The organism is Acidovorax sp. GW823-FHT05D11, from assembly GCF_058795695.1.
In genome coordinates this window covers 436496-453094 of sequence record NZ_CM179502.1, presented here as the reverse complement: position 1 = coordinate 453094, position 16599 = coordinate 436496, and the positions used below count along the sequence as shown (strand labels likewise).

General features: G+C 63.0%; 23 protein-coding genes. 2 read left to right on the top strand and 21 right to left on the bottom strand.

Features of this window, described 5'->3' with window-relative positions; all coding sequences use genetic code 11:
* The first annotated feature begins 136 nt into the window (after nucleotides 1-136).
* Nucleotides 137-820: a cytochrome b/b6 domain-containing protein gene (locus AC3RCE_RS02135; RefSeq protein WP_218341848.1), complete on the top strand. Its 684-nt coding sequence runs from the start codon at nucleotides 137-139 to the stop codon at nucleotides 818-820.
* Between the two features lie 49 nt (nucleotides 821-869).
* Nucleotides 870-1361, top strand: a complete 492-nt coding sequence (locus AC3RCE_RS02130) for a GNAT family N-acetyltransferase (protein WP_218298009.1) — start codon at nucleotides 870-872, stop codon at nucleotides 1359-1361.
* Nucleotides 1362-1428: 67 nt separating this feature from the next.
* On the opposite strand, the gene AC3RCE_RS02125 is transcribed toward AC3RCE_RS02130, so the two are convergent.
* The 21 genes from AC3RCE_RS02125 to AC3RCE_RS02025 all read right to left on the bottom strand — a co-directional run bounded on the left by AC3RCE_RS02125 (nucleotide 1429) and on the right by AC3RCE_RS02025 (nucleotide 16542).
* Nucleotides 1429-1935, bottom strand: coding sequence for a peroxiredoxin (locus tag AC3RCE_RS02125; protein ID WP_218341849.1), 507 nt, complete (start codon nucleotides 1933-1935; stop codon nucleotides 1429-1431).
* A gap of 133 nt (nucleotides 1936-2068) precedes the next feature.
* Nucleotides 2069-2338: a 30S ribosomal protein S17 gene (rpsQ, locus tag AC3RCE_RS02120; protein ID WP_218298007.1), complete on the bottom strand. Its 270-nt coding sequence runs from the start codon at nucleotides 2336-2338 to the stop codon at nucleotides 2069-2071.
* A 9-nt stretch (nucleotides 2339-2347) separates the two neighbouring features.
* The gene (gene rpmC, locus AC3RCE_RS02115) at nucleotides 2348-2542 is read right to left on the bottom strand and encodes a 50S ribosomal protein L29 (RefSeq protein WP_008906429.1); all 195 of its coding nucleotides are present in this window, start codon (nucleotides 2540-2542) and stop codon (nucleotides 2348-2350) included.
* Between the two features lie 16 nt (nucleotides 2543-2558).
* Nucleotides 2559-2975 carry a 50S ribosomal protein L16 gene (gene rplP / locus AC3RCE_RS02110; protein WP_218298006.1) on the bottom strand — a complete coding sequence of 139 codons (417 nt, stop codon included), beginning with the start codon at nucleotides 2973-2975 and terminating at the stop codon, nucleotides 2559-2561.
* 2 nt (nucleotides 2976-2977) lie between these two features.
* Entirely contained in the window at nucleotides 2978-3859 is an 882-nt protein-coding gene (gene rpsC, locus AC3RCE_RS02105; protein WP_142149114.1) for a 30S ribosomal protein S3, read from the bottom strand.
* Between the two features lie 15 nt (nucleotides 3860-3874).
* Nucleotides 3875-4207 (bottom strand): 50S ribosomal protein L22, encoded by a 333-nt coding sequence (rplV, locus tag AC3RCE_RS02100; RefSeq protein ID WP_007847806.1) that lies wholly within the window; start codon nucleotides 4205-4207, stop codon nucleotides 3875-3877.
* A gap of 9 nt (nucleotides 4208-4216) precedes the next feature.
* Nucleotides 4217-4492, bottom strand: coding sequence for a 30S ribosomal protein S19 (rpsS, locus tag AC3RCE_RS02095; RefSeq protein ID WP_010467177.1), 276 nt, complete (start codon nucleotides 4490-4492; stop codon nucleotides 4217-4219).
* A 10-nt stretch (nucleotides 4493-4502) separates the two neighbouring features.
* Nucleotides 4503-5327, bottom strand: coding sequence for a 50S ribosomal protein L2 (gene rplB / locus AC3RCE_RS02090; protein ID WP_010467175.1), 825 nt, complete (start codon nucleotides 5325-5327; stop codon nucleotides 4503-4505).
* Nucleotides 5328-5329: 2 nt separating this feature from the next.
* Nucleotides 5330-5644 (bottom strand): 50S ribosomal protein L23, encoded by a 315-nt coding sequence (rplW, locus tag AC3RCE_RS02085; protein ID WP_007847815.1) that lies wholly within the window; start codon nucleotides 5642-5644, stop codon nucleotides 5330-5332.
* A complete protein-coding gene (gene rplD / locus AC3RCE_RS02080; protein ID WP_008906425.1) occupies nucleotides 5641-6261 on the bottom strand; it encodes a 50S ribosomal protein L4 in 621 nt (206 codons plus the stop codon). The genes rplW and rplD overlap by 4 nt, the downstream gene beginning before the upstream one ends.
* The gene (gene rplC / locus AC3RCE_RS02075) at nucleotides 6261-6935 is read right to left on the bottom strand and encodes a 50S ribosomal protein L3 (protein WP_218298005.1); all 675 of its coding nucleotides are present in this window, start codon (nucleotides 6933-6935) and stop codon (nucleotides 6261-6263) included. Before rplC ends, rplD begins: the two co-directional genes overlap by 1 nt.
* Before the next feature lie 225 nt (nucleotides 6936-7160).
* Nucleotides 7161-7472 carry a 30S ribosomal protein S10 gene (gene rpsJ, locus AC3RCE_RS02070; protein WP_005796953.1) on the bottom strand — a complete coding sequence of 104 codons (312 nt, stop codon included), beginning with the start codon at nucleotides 7470-7472 and terminating at the stop codon, nucleotides 7161-7163.
* A gap of 26 nt (nucleotides 7473-7498) precedes the next feature.
* The gene (tuf, locus tag AC3RCE_RS02065) at nucleotides 7499-8689 is read right to left on the bottom strand and encodes an elongation factor Tu (protein WP_056642984.1); all 1191 of its coding nucleotides are present in this window, start codon (nucleotides 8687-8689) and stop codon (nucleotides 7499-7501) included.
* A gap of 219 nt (nucleotides 8690-8908) precedes the next feature.
* Entirely contained in the window at nucleotides 8909-11011 is a 2103-nt protein-coding gene (fusA, locus tag AC3RCE_RS02060; protein WP_492254411.1) for an elongation factor G, read from the bottom strand.
* A 151-nt stretch (nucleotides 11012-11162) separates the two neighbouring features.
* On the bottom strand, nucleotides 11163-11636 hold the full coding sequence (gene rpsG / locus AC3RCE_RS02055; RefSeq protein WP_005798541.1) for a 30S ribosomal protein S7: 474 nt from the start codon (nucleotides 11634-11636) through the stop codon (nucleotides 11163-11165).
* A gap of 171 nt (nucleotides 11637-11807) precedes the next feature.
* A complete protein-coding gene (gene rpsL / locus AC3RCE_RS02050) occupies nucleotides 11808-12185 on the bottom strand; it encodes a 30S ribosomal protein S12 (protein WP_007851137.1) in 378 nt (125 codons plus the stop codon).
* A 290-nt stretch (nucleotides 12186-12475) separates the two neighbouring features.
* On the bottom strand, nucleotides 12476-13645 hold the full coding sequence (locus AC3RCE_RS02045; protein WP_492254410.1) for a D-alanyl-D-alanine carboxypeptidase family protein: 1170 nt from the start codon (nucleotides 13643-13645) through the stop codon (nucleotides 12476-12478).
* A gap of 106 nt (nucleotides 13646-13751) precedes the next feature.
* Nucleotides 13752-14405 (bottom strand): alpha/beta hydrolase, encoded by a 654-nt coding sequence (locus tag AC3RCE_RS02040; RefSeq protein WP_218339103.1) that lies wholly within the window; start codon nucleotides 14403-14405, stop codon nucleotides 13752-13754.
* An 87-nt stretch (nucleotides 14406-14492) separates the two neighbouring features.
* Nucleotides 14493-14852: a (2Fe-2S) ferredoxin domain-containing protein gene (locus AC3RCE_RS02035; RefSeq protein WP_218296704.1), complete on the bottom strand. Its 360-nt coding sequence runs from the start codon at nucleotides 14850-14852 to the stop codon at nucleotides 14493-14495.
* A gap of 9 nt (nucleotides 14853-14861) precedes the next feature.
* Nucleotides 14862-15959 (bottom strand): VanZ family protein, encoded by a 1098-nt coding sequence (locus AC3RCE_RS02030; protein ID WP_369641147.1) that lies wholly within the window; start codon nucleotides 15957-15959, stop codon nucleotides 14862-14864.
* A 154-nt stretch (nucleotides 15960-16113) separates the two neighbouring features.
* A complete protein-coding gene (locus AC3RCE_RS02025) occupies nucleotides 16114-16542 on the bottom strand; it encodes a CopD family protein (protein WP_218296702.1) in 429 nt (142 codons plus the stop codon).
* Nucleotides 16543-16599 lie beyond the last annotated feature (57 nt).

The window sequence follows — 16599 nt, the reverse complement described above, 5'->3', positions numbered from 1 at the left end:
AAATGCAAAAACCTTTTGACCCGCAGGGAGTATGCCGGTTTACCACGGGTTTCGCAGCGGCGCCCTCCTTCCGGGTTTACCCCGCCTCCTTCACAATGCGGCCATTCTCCTCCTCAACACCCAGCCCACCGCCACCATGACGCAGCAGCACACCGTACGCATCTGGGACCTTCCCACCCGCATCTTCCACTGGACCCTGGCCGCCTGCGTCGTGGCACTGGTGGTCACGGCCAAGGTGGGCGGCAACGCCATGGAGTGGCATTTCCGGCTGGGCCACGTGGTGCTGGCGCTGCTGGTGTTCCGCGCCGTCTGGGGACTGATCGGCGGGCGCTGGTCGCGTTTCGCGAGCTTCCTGTACTCCCCCGCCCGGCTGCTGCGCTATGTGCGCGGCGCGGCGCACGCCGAGGACAGCATCGGCCACAGCCCCCTGGGGGCGCTGTCCGTGTTCGCGCTGCTGGCCGTGCTGGCCGCGCAGGTGGCAACCGGCCTGCTCAGCGATGACGAGATCGCCTTTGCCGGCCCGCTCACCCGGTTCGTGCCCAATGCGGTGGTGGGCCAGGCCACGGGCTACCACAAGGAAATCGGGCAGTACCTGGTGCTGGCGCTGGTGGCCTTGCACCTGCTGGCCATCGTGTTCTACGTGCTGGTGCGCAAGCAGCGCCTGGTCAAGCCCATGCTGCACGGCGACAAGCTGCTGGCGGCGCCCGCGCCTGCATCGCGCGACGATCTGGCCACCCGGGTGGTCGCGCTGGTGGTGCTGGGACTGAGCTTCGGGCTGGCCTGGTGGGTGTCGACACTGGCGGCGGCGCCCGGGTTCTGAACCGAACTGGCTACACTGCGGCTTCCGTCGTTTCACACCACTTTGTGCCTTGGACAAGCCTGCCGTCACCCTGCGGATCCCCTCCTCGCCTGCCGAGCTTCAGGCGGTCCGCGACATCTTCCGCGAATACGCCGACACCCTGGGCGTCGATCTGTGCTTTCAGGACTTCGAGAGCGAGCTGGCCCACCTGCCCGGCGACTATGCCGCGCCGCGCGGTGCCCTGCTGCTGGCCGAGGTGGAGGGTGCGATAGCGGGCTGCTGCGCCCTGCGGCCACTGGATGCGGCCGACTACCCCAATGCGAGCGAGATGAAACGCCTGTACGTGCGCAAGGCGTTCCGTGGATTCGGCCTGGGCCGCGAGCTGGCCGAAGCCATGCTCGACCTCGCGCGGCAGGCAGGCTATGCCTGTGTGCTGCTCGATACCCTCGACGACATGGAGTCGGCGCGCGCGCTGTACACCGACCTGGGCTTCGAGGAGATTCCGCCCTACTACCACAACCCCATTGCGGGGGCCCACTACCTCAAGGTCGATATCTTCTGAGGTTTTTGGGCTCTGGCGCCTGGTTCACAAGCGCCAGAAGCTACCAATTGGATAGCAAATCAGGGCATCACGCCCTGGCCTGGGCCAGCAGGGTGTCGGCGTCGCTCACCTCGAACTTGCCAGGGGCCTCCACGTTGAGCGTGACCACCTTGCCATCGCGCACCAGCATCGAATAGCGGTTGCTGCGCAGGCCCAGGCCCTTGCCGTTCAGGTCCAGCGTCAGGCCGGTCGCCTTGGCGAAGGTGGCATCGCCGTCGCCCAGCATGCGCACCTTGCCGTCGGTCTTCTGGTCGCGCGCCCAGGCGCCCATCACGAAGGCATCGTTCACGCTCACGCACCAGATCTCATCCACGCCGGCGGCCTTGAACTCGGCTGCCTTTTCCACGTAGCCAGGCACATGCTTGGCCGAGCAGGTGGGCGTGAAGGCGCCAGGCAGCGCGAACAGGGCAATCGTCTTGCCTGCCGTGGCCTTGTCCACCGGCACGGGATTCGGGCCGATGGAGCAGCCTTCGCCCTCGACTTCCGAGTATTCCATCAGGGTGCTGGCTGGCAGGGTGTCACCGACTTTGATCATTGATCTCTCCTTGGGTTGCTGGGGGTATTGAACACATTCGCCTGCAGGCCTGCAAAAAATGCGGCCCACAAAACAAAACGACCCACATTGTGGGTCGTTTTGAGGGGCTGTGCTGCCTGGAAGCCGGGAGGGCTTAGAGCAGGCCGGCCTTTTGCACCAAGCGGGTGGCAACCCAGTTCTTGGTCTTGGAGAGCGGACGGCTCTCGGTGATTTCGATCACGTCGCCCAGCTTGTACTCGCCCTTTTCGTCATGGGCGTGGTACTTGCTCGACTTCGCAACGATCTTGCCGTAGAGCTCGTGCTTCACACGGCGCTCGACCAGCACGGTCACGGTCTTTTGACGCTTGTCGCTGACCACCTTGCCAACCAAGGTGCGCTTGAGGGATTTTTTAGGTTCCGTCATGTGGGCTCCTTACTTGGCGGCTTGCTTTTCAGCAAGAATGGTCTTGGCACGGGCGATATCGCGGCGGGTGGTGCGCAGCGTGTTGGTGTTACCCAGTTGCTGCGTGGCCTTTTGCATGCGCAGGCCGAAATGGGCCTTCTGCAGCGCCTTGATTTCGGCTTCGATGCCGGCGACGTCTTTTTGGCGCAGTTCAGTAGTCTTCATTGCTTGTTCTCCTGAATTACGCGCCGATCAGGCGGCTGACGAACGTGGTGCGCAGCGGCAGCTTGGCGGCAGCCAGGCGGAACGCTTCACGGGCCAGTTCTTCGGGCACACCGACGATCTCGAAAACGATCTTGCCGGGCTGGATTTCGGCCACGTAGTACTCGGGGTTGCCCTTACCGTTACCCATACGCACTTCTGCGGGCTTGGTAGAGATTGGCTTGTCCGGGAACACGCGGATCCAGATACGGCCGCCACGCTTGACGTGACGGGAGATTGCACGGCGTGCAGCCTCGATCTGACGGGCCGTCAGACGGCCACGGTCGGTGCACTTCAGACCGAAATCACCGAACGCAACGGAGGAACCCCGCGTTGCGACACCAGTGTTACGGCCCTTTTGCTCCTTGCGGTATTTGCGGCGAGCAGGTTGCAGCATAGTTATTCTCCTTTACCGTCCGCTGCTGTAGCGGGCGCGGCGACTTTGCGTACGCGCTTAACGGCGGTGTTATCAGCGCCACCAGCTTCCGCTGGCTTGTCGCTGCCGTCGGCCGGAGCGGTGTTGCCACCGACAGGACGACGTGGGCCACGGCCTGCGCCTGGACGGTCGCCACCTGGGCGGCCATCACGGCGTGGACCGCGTGGGCGGCGCTCTTCGTCTGGACGAGGCGTTTCCACGGCGGGCAGGTCATTGCGGCCCAGCGTGTCACCCTTGTAGACCCAGACCTTGACGCCGATCACACCGTAGGTGGTCTTGGCTTCAGAGGTACCGTAGTCGATGTCCGCACGCAGCGTGTGAAGTGGCACGCGGCCTTCGCGGTACCACTCGCAGCGAGCGATTTCGATACCGTTCAGACGGCCGGACGACATGATCTTGATGCCCTGGGCACCCAGACGCATGGCGTTCTGCATGGCGCGCTTCATGGCGCGGCGGAACATGATCCGCTTTTCGAGCTGTTGCGTGATGCTGTCGGCGATCAGCTTGGCATCGATTTCAGGCTTGCGCACTTCTTCGATGTTCACTGCGACGGGCACGCCCAGGCGAGCAGCGAGTTCCTTCTTCAGGTTCTCGATGTCTTCACCCTTCTTGCCGATCACCACACCAGGACGAGCCGAGTAAATGGTGATGCGGGCGTTCTTGGCAGGACGCTCGATCAGGATGCGCGACACGGCGGCGTTCTTCAACTTGGCCTTCAGGTACTCACGCACCTTGATGTCTTCGGCCAGCATGCCCGCGAAATCGCGGTTGCTGGCGTACCAACGGCTGGACCAGTTGCGGCTGACCGCAAGGCGGAAGCCGGTAGGATGGATTTTCTGTCCCATAGTCTTCCCGAGCCTTTAGTTGCCAACCGTCACGTACACATGGCACGTGGGCTTGCTGATGCGATTGCCGCGGCCTTTGGCGCGCGCGGTGAAGCGCTTGAGCGTGGTGCCTTGTTCGACGTAGATGGTCTTGACCTTCAGTTCGTCGATGTCGGCGCCATCGTTGTGTTCGGCGTTGGCGATGGCCGACTCCAGAACCTTCTTGACGATTCCCGCAGCTTTTTTCTGCGTGAAGTTCAGGATGTTCAGAGCCTGGTCCACCTTCTTGCCGCGGATCAGATCGGCGACCAGACGGCCCTTGTCGACCGACAGACGGACGCCCCGGAGGACTGCACGTGTTTCAGACATGGTCGTTCCTTACTTCTTCGCTTTTTTGTCAGCGGGGTGACCCTTGAAGGTGCGCGTCAGGGCGAATTCGCCCAGCTTGTGGCCCACCATCTGGTCGGTGACATAGACAGGTACGTGCTGCTTGCCGTTGTGCACGGCAATGGTCAGACCGATGAACTCGGGCAGAACCATGGAGCGACGCGACCAGGTCTTGACTGGTTTCTTGTCCTTGGTGGCAACGGCCTTTTCGACCTTGGCCAGCAAGTGATGGTCAACAAATGGACCCTTTTTAAGAGAGCGAGTCATCTGTTACCCCTTACTTCTTGCGACGCGACACGATCATGATCTGTGTGCGCTTGTTGTTACGGGTGCGATAACCCTTGGTCAGATTGCCCCAAGGATCGACTGCATGGCGGCCTTCGCCGGTGCGGCCTTCGCCACCACCGTGAGGGTGATCCACCGGGTTCATGGCAACGCCGCGAACCGTGGGACGAATACCCATCCAGCGCTTCACACCGGCCTTGCCCAGTTGGCGCAGGCTGTGTTCTTCGTTGGCCACTTCGCCAATGGTGGCGCGGCATTCGATGTGGATCTTGCGAACTTCACCCGAGCGCATGCGCACCTGGGCGTAAACGCCTTCGCGGGCCAGCAGCGTTGCCGAAGCACCTGCCGAGCGGGCGATCTGCGCACCGGCACCGGGCTTGAGCTCGATGCAGTGGATGGTCGAACCCACGGGGATGTTGCGGATCGGCAGCGTGTTGCCAGCGCGGATCGGGGCTTCCGAACCGGACAGCAGGGTTGCGCCCACTTCCAGGTTGCGGGGAGCGATGATGTAGCGACGCTCGCCGTCGGCATAGCACACCAGAGCGATGTGGGCCGTACGGTTGGGGTCGTACTCGATGCGCTCAACCTTGGCCGGAATGCCGTCCTTGTTGCGCTTGAAGTCCACCACGCGGTAGTGGTGCTTGTGACCACCGCCCTTGTGGCGGGTGGTGATGTGACCGTTGTTGTTACGGCCGGCCTTCTGGAATTGTGGTTCCAGCAGGGGGGCGTACGCTTCACCCTTGTACAGGTGGTCACGCGTGACCTTCACCACGGCACGTTGGCCGGGCGAAGTGGGTTTCATCTTGATGACAGCCATGATTACGCGGCCTCCCCGGAGAGGTTCAGCTCTTGACCTGGCTGCAGCGTGACGTATGCCTTGCGAACGTTGTCGCGGCGGCCGACGGTCTTGCCGAAGCGCTTGGTCTTGCCTTTGGTGTTCACCACAGAAACGCCCTTGACCTCGACCTTGAACATCAATTCCACAGCGGCCTTGATTTCTGGCTTGGTAGCGTTCTGCAGCACCTTGAACGTCACAGCATTGGACTTCTCGGCAACCATGGTGGCCTTTTCGGACACGATGGGAGCGACCAGCACTTGCATCAGACGACCTTCGTCAAACTTGAGTGTGCTCATGCGAACATCTCCTTGAGTTTGTCGATTGCACCCTTGGTGACGAGCACTTTCTTGAAACGGACCAGCGACACGGGATCTGCGTAACGGGGCTCGACGACGAGCACGTTCACCAGATTGCGCGAAGCCAGGTACAGGTTTTCGTCCACTTCATCGGCGATCACCATCACCGATTGCAGGTTCATCGCCTTGAACTTGTCGGCCAGGACCTTGGTCTTGGGCGAATCCAGCTTCAGGGAGTCGACCACAGCCAGACGGCCTTCGCGGGCCAGCTGCGACAAGATGGCAGACATACCGGCGCGGTACATCTTCTTGTTGATCTTCTGCGTGAAATTTTCGTCAGGCATGTTCGGGAAAATCCGACCGCCCCCGCGCCACAGTGGCGACGAGGTCATACCTGCACGTGCGTTACCCGTACCCTTTTGCTTGAAAGGCTTCTTGGTCGAGTGACGGACTTGCTCGCGGTCCTTCTGGGCGCGAGTGCCTTGGCGTGCGTTGGCCTGATAGGCCACCACGATCTGGTGCACCAGATCTTCGTTGTATTCACGACCGAACACGGTTTCAGGAACATCCAGCTTGGATGCACCCTGGCCTTGGTCATTCAGGAGTTCGAGCTGCATTAGTTCGCTCCTTTGGAGGCTTTGGCCTTGACCGCTGGACGCACCGTCACGAACCCACCCTTGGAGCCCGGAATAGCGCCCTTGATCAAGAGCAGTTGACGCGCTTCGTCGATGCGGATCACATCGAGGTTTTGCGTGGTCTTGGTGACATCGCCGAGGTGGCCCGTCATGCGCTTGCCGGGGAACACGCGACCTGGGTCTTGTGCCATACCGATCGAGCCAGGCACGTTGTGCGAACGGCTGTTGCCGTGCGACGCGCGCTGCGAGCTCATGTTGTGGCGCTTGATGGTACCGGCGTAGCCTTTACCGATCGAGGTGCCTTGCACGTCGACCTTCTGACCCACGGAGAACACGGACGTCACAGCCACCGAGGCGCCAGCTTGGTACTGGGCTGCGGTATCGGCGGTTACGCGGAATTCCTGGATGATTTCACCGGCTTCCACACCTGCCTTGGCAAGGTGGCCGGCTTCTGGCTTGGTCACGCGCGATGCTTTGCGCGAACCGAACGTGACCTGCAGGGCCACGTAGCCATCGTTCTCTTGGGTTTTGATCTGGGTAACGCGGTTGTTGGACACATCCACCACCGTGACAGGCACTGCGTCCCCATCATCGGTGAACAGACGCATCATGCCCACTTTGCGACCCAGCAACCCGAGGGAGTTGCTCAGACTCATTGGTTTTCTCCAAAACTCTCACCGCCGCAACTTCAATTGGCTACGGCGTTTCCGCAAGCTCTCGCCTGCGTGCATGAAAGAAGGTTAATAAAACTCCGCCCGGCCGGCACCCTTTCAAAGGCGCAAATCGAGTGAAGCCCTAAAGTATAACGCGAACTGCTTTCGCAAGCAAGTTCGCGTTATTTCGGACCTTGCGGGGTGGGCGAACCCACCCCGCAAAAGCCATTACTGCAGCTTGATTTCGACGTCCACGCCCGCGGGCAGGTCGAGCTTCATCAGGGCGTCCACGGTCTTGTCCGTAGGGTCCACGATGTCCATCAGGCGCTGGTGCGTGCGGATTTCGAGCTGGTCGCGGCTGGTCTTGTTGACGTGCGGCGAGCGCAGGATGTCGAAACGCTTCATGCGCGTCGGCAGGGGCACGGGGCCCTTGACGATGGCGCCGGTGCGCTTGGCGGTGTCAACGATCTCGGCAGCGGACTGGTCGATCAGCTTGTAGTCAAACGCCTTCAGGCGGATGCGGATTTTTTGCTTGGACATGGCAAGTTCCTTGTTCTGCTTATGAATTAAGCAATGATCTTGGCCACGACGCCAGCGCCGACCGTACGGCCGCCTTCGCGGATGGCGAAGCGCAGGCCTTCTTCCATGGCGATGGGGTTGATCAGCTTGACGGTGATCGACACGTTGTCGCCAGGCATGACCATTTCCTTGTCGGCCGGCAGCTCGATGGCGCCGGTCACGTCGGTCGTGCGGAAGTAGAACTGTGGGCGGTAGTTGTTGAAGAACGGGGTGTGGCGGCCGCCTTCGTCCTTGCTCAGCACATACACTTCAGCGGTGAAGTGGGTGTGGGGCTTGATCGAGCCGGGCTTGCACAGCACTTGGCCGCGCTCCACGTCTTCGCGCTTGGTGCCGCGCAGCAGCAGGCCGACGTTGTCGCCAGCTTGACCTTGGTCCAGCAGCTTGCGGAACATTTCCACGCCGGTGCAGATGGTCTTTTGCGTGTCGCGGATACCGACGATTTCGATTTCTTCGCCGACCTTGATGATGCCGCGCTCGACGCGACCGGTCACCACGGTGCCGCGGCCGGAGATGGAGAACACGTCTTCCACGGGCATCAGGAAGGCACCGTCCACAGCGCGCTCTGGCGTGGGGATGTAGGTGTCCAGCGCTTCGGCCAGCTTCATGATGGCTTCTTCACCCAGCTTGCCCTTGTCGCCTTCCAGGGCGAGCTTGGCCGAGCCACGGATGATGGGGGTGTCGTCGCCTGGGAAGTCGTACTTGTCCAGGAGTTCGCGCACTTCCATTTCGACGAGTTCCAGCAGTTCTTCGTCGTCCACCATGTCGCACTTGTTCAGGAACACGATGATGTAAGGCACGCCCACCTGGCGGGCCAGCAGGATGTGTTCGCGGGTCTGGGGCATGGGGCCGTCAGCGGCCGAGCACACCAGGATGGCGCCGTCCATCTGGGCAGCGCCAGTGATCATGTTCTTCACATAGTCGGCGTGGCCGGGGCAGTCCACGTGGGCGTAGTGGCGGTTGGCCGTTTCGTATTCCACGTGCGCGGTGTTGATCGTGATGCCGCGGGCCTTTTCTTCGGGCGCCGCATCGATCTGGTCGTATGCCTTGGCTTCGCCGCCGAACTTGGCGGACAGCACGGTGGCGATGGCCGCCGTCAGCGTCGTCTTGCCATGGTCCACGTGGCCGATCGTGCCCACGTTGACGTGAGGCTTGGTCCGTTCGAATTTACCTTTTGCCATTTTGAATCTCCAAAGAGCAATGCCTGTGTTGGGGTTTAACGTCTGCACCCGATTGCTGGTTCGTCCCGCACAGGGCAACAGGACGGCACCGGGTCGCAGATTGCAAGAATTTTGCTACTGTTTTAATAGCTGCTAGCGCTTTATAGACAAGCGCCAGCAGCCAATTTGACTCAAAAAAAGAGGAAAGGCTGCCCAGGGCAGACCTTTCACTCGACGCGCTTACTTGGCGCGTGCAGCCATGATGGCTTCGGACACGTTGCGAGGCGCTTCGCTGTAGTGCTTGAATTCCATCGAGTACGTGGCGCGGCCTTGCGTCGCGGAACGCAGCGAGGTCGAGTAGCCGAACATTTCCGACAGCGGCACTTCGGCGCGGATGGCCTTGCCACCGCCCGGGATGTCGTCCATGCCCTGGACCATGCCACGGCGGGAGGACAGATCGCCCATCACCGTGCCGGCGTAGTCTTCAGGCGTTTCCACTTCCACGGCCATCATGGGTTCCAGGATGACGGGGTTGGCCTTGCGGCAGCCTTCCTTGAAGCCGAAGATGGCAGCCATCTTGAACGCCAGTTCGTTCGAGTCCACATCGTGGTACGAACCGAAGTGCAGCGTGACCTTGACGTCCACCACGGGGTAGCCGGCCAGCACGCCTTGCGTGACGGCTTCGTTGATACCCTTTTCCACGGCCGGGATGAATTCGCGAGGAACCACACCGCCCTTGATCGCGTCGACGAACTCGATGCCCTTGCCGGCTTCGTTGGGTTCGATCTTGAGCACGACGTGACCGTACTGGCCCTTGCCGCCGGACTGGCGCACGAACTTGCCTTCGGCTTCTTCCACCGTCTTGCGGATGGTTTCGCGGTAGGCCACCTGGGGCTTACCCACGTTGGCTTCCACGCCGAATTCACGCTTCATGCGGTCCACGATGATTTCCAGGTGCAGTTCGCCCATGCCGGCGATCAGCGTCTGGCCCGATTCTTCGTCGGTCTTCACGCGGAAGGATGGATCTTCTGCAGCCAGGCGCTGCAGCGCGATGCCCATCTTTTCCTGGTCGGCCTTGGTCTTGGGTTCCACAGCCTGCGTGATCACAGGCTCAGGGAACACCATGCGCTCCAGAATGATCTGGGAGTCGATGTCGCTCAGCGTTTCACCGGTCGTCACGTCCTTCAGGCCCACGCAGGCAGCGATGTCGCCGGCGCGGATTTCTTCGACTTCCTGACGCTCGTTGGCGTGCATCTGCACGATACGGCCGATACGTTCCTTCTTGCCCTTGATGGGGTTGTAGACGGTGTCACCCTTGCTCAGAACGCCGGAGTACACGCGCACGAAGGTCAGCTGGCCCACGAACGGGTCGGTCATCAGCTTGAATGCCAGGGCCGAGAACTTCTCGTTGTCATCCGCCTTGCGGGTGACAGGCTTTTCGTCTTCGTCCGTGCCGGTCACGTCAGGAATGTCCGTCGGTGCTGGCAGGTAGTCGATCACGGCGTCCAGCATGCGCTGCACACCCTTGTTCTTGAACGCAGTGCCGCACAGCATCGGGTGGATTTCCGTGGCGATGGTGCGCGTACGCAGGCCGAACTTGATCTCGGCTTCGGAGAGGTCGCCCTCTTCCAGGTACTTGTTCATCAGCTCTTCGGAGGCTTCGGCAGCGGCTTCCACCATCTTCTCGCGCCATTCCTTGGCGGATGCGACCAGGTCGCCTGGAATTTCTTCGTAGGTGAACTTCATGCCCTGCGAGGCTTCATCCCACAGGATGGCCTTCATCTTGAGCAGGTCGACCACGCCGGTGAACTTGTCTTCGGCGCCGATCGGGATCACCACGGGCACGGGGTTGGCCTTCAGGCGCAGCTTCATCTGCTCGTAGACCTTGAAGAAGTTGGCACCGGTACGGTCCATCTTGTTCACGAAGGCCAGACGGGGCACCTTGTACTTGTTGGCCTGGCGCCAGACGGTTTCCGACTGGGGCTGCACGCCACCCACGGCGCAGTACACCATGCAGGCGCCGTCGAGCACGCGCATCGAACGTTCCACTTCGATCGTGAAGTCCACGTGACCGGGGGTGTCGATGATGTTGAAGCGGTGCTCTTCGTAGGAGTTGTCCATGCCCTTCCAGAAGCAGGTCGTGGCAGCCGAGGTGATCGTGATGCCGCGCTCTTGCTCCTGCTCCATCCAGTCCATGGTGGCAGCGCCGTCGTGCACTTCACCAATCTTGTGGCTCACGCCCGTGTAGAACAGGATACGTTCGGTGGTCGTGGTCTTGCCAGCGTCAATGTGGGCCGAGATACCGATATTGCGGTAGCGCTCGATGGGAGTCTTGCGAGCCATGGTGGATCCTTGGATGGGTCGTGTTATTCAGGGGAAGGGCCCAGCATTGTGGCGCTGCGACCCGTCAATTTTGTGACCGCCTCAATCGCCACAAGGCTGCAGGCAAGAATGCCGGCAGCCTTGCGCTTGGCGACGAGGGCAGTTCGTCGATTTAGAAGCGGAAGTGGCTGAATGCCTTGTTGGCTTCGGCCATGCGGTGCACTTCGTCACGCTTCTTCATGGCGCCGCCACGGCCTTCGGTGGCTTCGAGCAGCTCGTTGGCCAGACGCTGGGCCATCGACTTCTCGCCGCGCTTGCGGGCGGCTTCCTTGATCCAGCGCATGGACAGGGCCAGGCGACGGACAGGGCGCACTTCGACGGGCACCTGGTAGTTGGCACCGCCCACGCGGCGGGACTTCACTTCGACCATGGGCTTCACGTTGTTGATGGCAACGGTGAACGCTTCCAGAGGGTCCTTGTCAGGGTGCTTCTTCTCGATCAGTTCCAGGGCGCCGTAAATGATGCGCTCTGCAACTGCCTTCTTGCCGCCTTCCATGATCACGTTCATGAATTTGGACAGCTCTACATTGCCGAACTTGGGATCCGGCAGGATTTCACGTTTGGGGACTTCGCGACGACGTGGCATTTTTCACCTCTATCTTTGCTTCAGTTGGCATCTTTTCAGACACCGCGAGAGCCAATCAGGACTCCCACTTACTCGACCCGCGCAGAACACCTGCGTTTGGGGTCACTACGCTGCATCACCGCGCCACGCGGGAGACAGCACCGAAAATTCTGTTGTGCAAAAGCGCAGGGCTTACTTGGCCTTGGGCTTCTTGGCACCGTACTTGGAGCGCGATTGCTTGCGGTCTTTCACGCCTTGCAAGTCGAGCGAACCGCGCACGATGTGGTAACGCACACCGGGCAAGTCCTTGACACGACCGCCGCGAACCAGCACCACGCTGTGTTCCTGCAGGTTGTGGCCTTCACCGCCGATGTAGGAAATCACTTCGAAGCCGTTAGTCAGGCGAACCTTGGCGACCTTACGCAGAGCGGAGTTAGGCTTCTTTGGCGTCGTGGTGTACACACGGGTGCACACGCCACGGCGCTGGGGGGAGTTCTCCATCGCAGGGCTCTTGGACTTGATCTTTTCGACCTCGCGCCCCTGACGGACTAGTTGATTGATGGTTGGCATGAAATACGTCCCTAAACGTAAAAAACGAAAACGTGAAACCCTTCGGAAATTCCGAAAAGCCTTCTAATGTAGCAGCATGGACCCCAACGGGCAAGTGCCGTGGGGCGTTCCCCTTAAAACCTATCCCGGTACGCCAACATTGCCCGCCGCTCTTGAAAGCGTGCGGCCCATGCCAGAGCAGCCGTGCAAGGGCCGCGCCCCGCTGCACTGGCTGCGCGCCCCTTCCCGAATGGCGCAGCCATTCGGGAGAAGGGGTGAAGGCGCGGCAGCGCCTCAGGGGGATGGTCCTGCTACTTGATCCACAGCCGGATCGCATCCCAGGCCCGGCCCAGGATCCCCGCCTGCTCCACGCCTTCGAGCGCGATGAGGGGCACCTCGGCCAGGGCCTGCTCGCCCAGCATCACCTTGAGGTGGCCGACGGACTGGCCCTTGGTGAACGGTGCCACCAGCGGGTCGGGCCGTGCGATCTGCGTGGTGATCTTGCCTGCGCTGCCCGAGGGCACCGCCACGACGATGGCTTCCTCGCGGCCGATCTTGAGGGTGTTTTCCGTGCCCTTCCAGACGGCGGGCGTGGCCACGGGCTTGCCGGCCTCGAACAGCTTGACGGCCTCGAACGCGGTATAGCCCCAGTTCAACAGCTTCTGGCTTTCATTCGCACGCGCATTTTCGCTGGTGGCCCCGAGCACGATGGACAGCAGGCGGCGCTGGCCCACGCCGGGGAATTCGCGCTTGGACGTGGCCACCAGGCAGTAGCCCGCGGCAGCGGTATGGCCGGTCTTGAGCCCGTCCACCGTCGGGTCGCGGAACAGCAGCGAATTGCGGTTGCTGCCGTTCGACGCGGGGGTGCCGGGGTAGCTGTACTGCTTGGTGGAGTAGTAGTGCATGTACTCCGGGAAGTCCTTCATCAGGCGCATGGCCAGCACGGAAAGGTCGCGCGCGGTGGTGGTGTGGCCGGGTTCGGTGAGGCCTTCGGGGTTCTTGTAGCTCGTGCCCTTCATGCCCAGTGCCTGGGCCTGGTCGTTCATGAGCTTGACGAAGTTCTCGGCCGTGCCGCCCACGCCTTCGGCCAGCGCCATGGTGGCGTCGTTGCCCGACTGCACGATCATGCCCTTGATGAGGTCTTCCACCGGCACCTGCATCTTGGGGTCGATGAACATGCGCGAGCCGGGCATCTTCCAGGCGCGCACGCTCACGGGCAGCTTCTGCTCCAGGGAAATCTTCTTGGCGCGCAACGCATCAAACACCAGGTAGCCGGTCATGAGCTTGGTGAGCGAGGCCTGCTCGACGGGAGCATCGATGTCCTTGGCCGCGAGCACCTGGTTGGCGGTGACATCCACCAGCAGGTATGTGCGCGCGGCGATTTCGGGAGGTTGTGGCGCCTGGGCAAAGGCCCCGAAGGCGGCAGGGGCCACCGCAGCAAGGACGGCCAGGGATCGCAGCGCGGACAGGATTCGTTTCATGGGGCAATAGGGGGCTGGAAAGGCTCGAGAAAAAAAGGGAATGAAGAAAAAAGACGGGACAGGAAGAGGAAGGCGCGGCGGCGTGGCCTGCCGCGGCCGGGGCGTTTCAGCCCCCCGACCGCAGGTGGCGCACCACCAGATTTTTCAGAAGCGGCAATTGTCCGTGAAAGAAATGGCCGCCCGCGGGAATGACTGTGACAGGCAGTATCTGGGGCCGCGCCCAGTCCATCACGGCGGAAAGCGGCACGGTGTCGTCCTGCTCGCCATGCACGACCAGGGTCTGCAGATGGGCGTCGGGGGGCACCGGGGCGACTGTGAAGCGGCTGGCCGCGGTGCCCACCAGCACCGCGTGGTCCACGCGGCCCTGCGGCCAGAGGGCGGCCAGCGCGTGGCTGGTGACGAATGCGCCGAACGAAAAACCCGCCAGCGCGATGCGCGGCCCCGCGTCGCCCGCGGGCGCCACCTGTTCCACCACGGCCAACAGGTCCTGCAGTTCGCCCCGGCCTTCGTCGTGCACGCCTTCGCTGCCGCCCACGCCCCGGAAGTTGAAGCGCACCGCCGTCCAGCCGCACTGCACGAAGGCGCGCGCCAGCGTCTGCACCACCTTGTTGTCCATGGTGCCGCCAAAGAGGGGATGGGGGTGCGCGATGATGGCCACGCCCCGGGGAGGCGCGCCGCCGTCTGGCGCGGCGGCATCGCGCACGGCCTCGATGGCGCCAGCGGCGCCGGACAAGCTCAGGCGTTCGGTTTGGGCATTCACGAATTGCTACTCAATCAATAGCTGTTAGCGCACGGCAGTCGTGCGCCAGCGGCTGAAATCATTCCAAAGTCCAGGATGGAGGCGCTTTCAGCGCCCGAGTTCCGCCGGTGGCACCAGGCGTTCCACGATCTGGCCATTCTTGAGGTGCGACTCGACGATCTCGTCGATGTCGGCATCGTCGACATAGGTGTACCAGGTGCCTTCGGGGTAGACCACCGCGACGGGGCCGGCCGCGCAGCGGTCCAGGCAGCCCGCCTTGTTCACGCGCACCTTGCCGGCGCCCGCCAGGCCGGCCGCCTTGACCTGCGCCTTGCAGCGGTCAAAGCCCGCCTGCGCGTTGTGGTGGGCGCAGCTGTCTTCGCCGTTGGTCCGGTCGTTCAGGCAGAAAAAGATGTGGCGCTGGTAGTAGCCGGGCGCTGCGGCCGGCGAGGGGTTGGTGTCGCTCATCCGCCCATTTTAGGTTTGCGACTCGCGCCGGGACACGCGCAACAGCACATACAGCAGCGTGGCATAGGGCCACAGCCAGCCCAGCCACTGGCCCAGGCCGTAAAAACGGATGAACCGGCCCTGCTCCCAGATCTGCAGCGTCTGCGCGAAGTAGGCGCTGGTGGGCGCCTGGTTGAGCAGCGCAAGGTGCCAGACCAGCGCGACCAGCAGCACGGCCGCGCAGGCACGCCGGGGCAGCGCCAGCAGCAGCAGCGCCAGCGCCAGCGCACCCCACACGCCCACGCGCGTGGGCAGGCCCATCCACTCCCAGGCGTGCACGGGCCCCCAGCTCAGGGCGGCCGACAACGCGGTGAGCGTGACGCCCACGGCCACGACCCCCAGGGCAAACAGCGCGCGCCGGCCCACGGAGCGGATCACGCAGTAGCCCAGCAGGCAGGGGGTCAGCAGGCCCAGCGTCACGCACAGGAGCTCGCCGCTGGGCGAGAGCGGGTCGAACGCGGCGTCGCGCAGCGGAAGCCATTCCAGGAACGGGGTATCGGCCAGCAGCTCGATGAGCGCGGCCTCCAGCCGCTCGAGCACCTGGCCCAGCCCGAACGGCACGGCCGCCGGGAACAGCAGCGCCAGGGGCCACAGCGCCAGCAGCACGATGGCGCCGCTGGCATCGGCGACGAACCAGCGCCCCCTGAAGTCGCTCCAGCGGTCGATGGCGCCCGCGCGCTCCAGCAGCGCGGCACTCAGCGCCCCCGCCAGCGCCCCCGCCGCGTTGAGCAGCAGGTCCAGGTTGGAGGGCACGCGCCGGGGCAGGTAGATCTGCAGAAACTCCATGGCCAGCGACAGCAGCACGCCCACCAGCGTGGACAGCAGCACCGCGCCGCGCCGCCAGCCCGAGCGCAGCATGGCCAGCACCAGCAGAAAACCCAGCGGCGCATAGCCCACGACATTGGTGGCGATGTCGAAGCCCGTCCAGTACGGCGGCGGCAACGGCGCCAGCAGGAACACCAGGGGATCGATGCCCTGCGCGCGCCACCCGTCGAACGGGAACAGGCTGGCGAAGACGATCAGCGCCGTGTAGATCAGCGCCAGAGGCCAGGCGGAGGTCTTGTGCATGCCGTCTCAGCCATCCATGGCGCCATGCGTCACCCGTGCCCCGCAAGCACGGGCGCGGTACAGGGCAGGGGCGCCGCGCGGGGCCCGGCCACCGCAGCGGGCCGGTAGAAGGGACCAGGGAGAAGGCGCGCGGCGCCGCAGGGAGCTGCCCACTTCAGAACGGCTTGACCACCACCAGCACCACGGCGGCCAGCAGCAGGACCACCGGCACTTCATTGAACCAGCGGAACCACGCATGGCTCCTGCGGCTGGTGCCGTTGGCCAGCTTGCGCAGCAGCACACCGCAGGCGTGGTGGTAGCCGATCACCAGCAGCACCACCGCCAGCTTGGCGTGCATCCAGCCGTTGCCCGGGCCGCGCCCGATGCCATAGCCCATCCACAGCCACGCGCCCAGCGCCAGCGCGGGCACGGCCAGCAGCGTGGTGAAGCGCAGCAGCTTCCTGGCCATGAGCAGCAGGCGGTCACGCTCCGCGGCCGAGCCCGGCGCCACCATCGCCAGATTGACGAAGATGCGCGGCAGGTAGAAAAGGCCGGCAAACCAGCTGGCCACGAAGACGATGTGAAAGGCTTTGACCCAGAGCATGGGGGCAGTTTAAGGGCCCGCACCATGCCGCCGGGGCCACGCCAAAAAAAAGCCCGG

What these genes read in the sequence shown, in the direction of transcription:
- AC3RCE_RS02135 (WP_218341848.1), top strand. Translation starts at nt 137, where the DNA reads ATGACGCAGCAGCACACCGTACGCATCTGGGACCTTCCCACCCGCATC.
- AC3RCE_RS02125 (WP_218341849.1), bottom strand. Translation starts at nt 1,935, where the DNA reads ATGATCAAAGTCGGTGACACCCTGCCAGCCAGCACCCTGATGGAATAC.
- rpsQ (WP_218298007.1), bottom strand. Translation starts at nt 2,338, where the DNA reads ATGACGGAACCTAAAAAATCCCTCAAGCGCACCTTGGTTGGCAAGGTG.
- rpmC (WP_008906429.1), bottom strand. Translation starts at nt 2,542, where the DNA reads ATGAAGACTACTGAACTGCGCCAAAAAGACGTCGCCGGCATCGAAGCC.
- rplP (WP_218298006.1), bottom strand. Translation starts at nt 2,975, where the DNA reads ATGCTGCAACCTGCTCGCCGCAAATACCGCAAGGAGCAAAAGGGCCGT.
- rpsC (WP_142149114.1), bottom strand. Translation starts at nt 3,859, where the DNA reads ATGGGACAGAAAATCCATCCTACCGGCTTCCGCCTTGCGGTCAGCCGC.
- rplV (WP_007847806.1), bottom strand. Translation starts at nt 4,207, where the DNA reads ATGTCTGAAACACGTGCAGTCCTCCGGGGCGTCCGTCTGTCGGTCGAC.
- rpsS (WP_010467177.1), bottom strand. Translation starts at nt 4,492, where the DNA reads ATGACTCGCTCTCTTAAAAAGGGTCCATTTGTTGACCATCACTTGCTG.
- rplB (WP_010467175.1), bottom strand. Translation starts at nt 5,327, where the DNA reads ATGGCTGTCATCAAGATGAAACCCACTTCGCCCGGCCAACGTGCCGTG.
- rplW (WP_007847815.1), bottom strand. Translation starts at nt 5,644, where the DNA reads ATGAGCACACTCAAGTTTGACGAAGGTCGTCTGATGCAAGTGCTGGTC.
- rplD (WP_008906425.1), bottom strand. Translation starts at nt 6,261, where the DNA reads ATGCAGCTCGAACTCCTGAATGACCAAGGCCAGGGTGCATCCAAGCTG.
- rplC (WP_218298005.1), bottom strand. Translation starts at nt 6,935, where the DNA reads ATGAGTCTGAGCAACTCCCTCGGGTTGCTGGGTCGCAAAGTGGGCATG.
- rpsJ (WP_005796953.1), bottom strand. Translation starts at nt 7,472, where the DNA reads ATGTCCAAGCAAAAAATCCGCATCCGCCTGAAGGCGTTTGACTACAAG.
- tuf (WP_056642984.1), bottom strand. Translation starts at nt 8,689, where the DNA reads ATGGCAAAAGGTAAATTCGAACGGACCAAGCCTCACGTCAACGTGGGC.
- fusA (WP_492254411.1), bottom strand. Translation starts at nt 11,011, where the DNA reads ATGGCTCGCAAGACTCCCATCGAGCGCTACCGCAATATCGGTATCTCG.
- rpsG (WP_005798541.1), bottom strand. Translation starts at nt 11,636, where the DNA reads ATGCCACGTCGTCGCGAAGTCCCCAAACGTGAAATCCTGCCGGATCCC.
- rpsL (WP_007851137.1), bottom strand. Translation starts at nt 12,185, where the DNA reads ATGCCAACCATCAATCAACTAGTCCGTCAGGGGCGCGAGGTCGAAAAG.
- AC3RCE_RS02045 (WP_492254410.1), bottom strand. Translation starts at nt 13,645, where the DNA reads ATGAAACGAATCCTGTCCGCGCTGCGATCCCTGGCCGTCCTTGCTGCG.
- AC3RCE_RS02035 (WP_218296704.1), bottom strand. Translation starts at nt 14,852, where the DNA reads ATGAGCGACACCAACCCCTCGCCGGCCGCAGCGCCCGGCTACTACCAG.
- AC3RCE_RS02030 (WP_369641147.1), bottom strand. Translation starts at nt 15,959, where the DNA reads ATGCACAAGACCTCCGCCTGGCCTCTGGCGCTGATCTACACGGCGCTG.
- AC3RCE_RS02025 (WP_218296702.1), bottom strand. Translation starts at nt 16,542, where the DNA reads ATGCTCTGGGTCAAAGCCTTTCACATCGTCTTCGTGGCCAGCTGGTTT.